General features: G+C 48.1%; 1 protein-coding gene and 1 pseudogene. Both read right to left on the minus strand.

From position 1 onward, the window contains the following. Positions 1 to 199 precede the first annotated feature (199 nt). Complete coding sequence (gene ymfI, locus AC1DWB_RS35670; RefSeq protein WP_477545794.1) at positions 200 to 949, minus strand: elongation factor P 5-aminopentanone reductase; 750 nt, start codon at positions 947 to 949, stop codon at positions 200 to 202. After that, a pseudogene (locus AC1DWB_RS35675) lies at positions 946 to 1,180 on the minus strand (EF-P 5-aminopentanol modification-associated protein YfmH); the annotation flags it as partial. The pseudogene AC1DWB_RS35675 and the gene ymfI, both read right to left, overlap by 4 nt.

A 1,180-nucleotide genomic window follows, 5' to 3' on the forward strand; every position in this document is an offset into this window, starting at 1 on the left:
TCGCTCATCCCTGCTTTATGAGCTTGATCCACCCGGTATGACAGGAAGGTTTTCCATTTCTCAAAGCTTTGCAGTACCGTAGACATGATAACACTCTCCTTCGACATTATTGTAAAGCAGCAGTTGCAGTTGTAGGATGGGCATTATTCAACCCGATTATTCTCCTGCAATACCACCAATATGAGGAAGGTTACCTGTATCAAGTCAACCAGCCGCCATTAGGACTAATGATCTGTCCTGTAATATAACTGGATTCTGGTAAAGCTATAAAATACACGAGGGAAGCGATCTCATCCGGCTTAGCGAATCGACCGACTGGAATTTCGTCCTTGAGCGCCTGCTGTTCATCCGTATTCAAGTGATTATTCATCGACGTCTCGACTACGCCAGGTGCAATTGCGTTCACCGTCACACCGGACGGAGCGAGCTCCTTGGCGAGCGATTTCGTGAAGGCATTGACCCCACCCTTAGCTGTCGAATACACGACTTCGCACGAAGCGCCTGCTATCCCCCAAATGGAGGAAACGTTGATGATCCTGCCATACTTTTGCTGTACCATATGAGGCATGAACAGCTGGGAGCATAGGAATATACCCTTGAGATTAATGTCCATTACCTGATCCCATTCTTCTTCCTGTACATCTGCAAGCATGCCGTAATGAGAAACTCCAGCATTATTCACTAAGATGTCCGGTACCATGCCATGCTGTTCCATCTTCTCCTTCATCCGCTGCAACTGCTCTTTGGATCGAAGGTCTGCAGTTACGGTCAGTACCTTAACCCCATAGGCCATACAGGCACGCGCTACTTCATTAGCTGCTTCGTGGGCATTCAAATAATGAATCACCACATGCATGCCCACTGAGGCAAACCGTTCCGCAACAGCCGCTCCAATTCCCCGGCTTGCACCGGTTATGAGCACAGTCGTCTCGGACAATGGCTTGTTCATGAGGATACTGGCCCTCCCTCTGGGCTCTGTACGACACAGAATGCTAAGCGATCGAAGTTAACATGCTCCGCAAGTCGTTGGTTCGCATCCTCAAGCGTAATGCTCTCATATACGTCAAGCACGTCGAAGAGATGGGTACCTTTAAATTCATACTTCGTATATTCATTGGCCATGGATTCGGCTGAATTCAACATTCTTAGGAAAGCTCCAATTTTTTTGCGCTTGCTGCGT

This window comes from Paenibacillus sp. P4_E11, assembly GCF_056401635.1.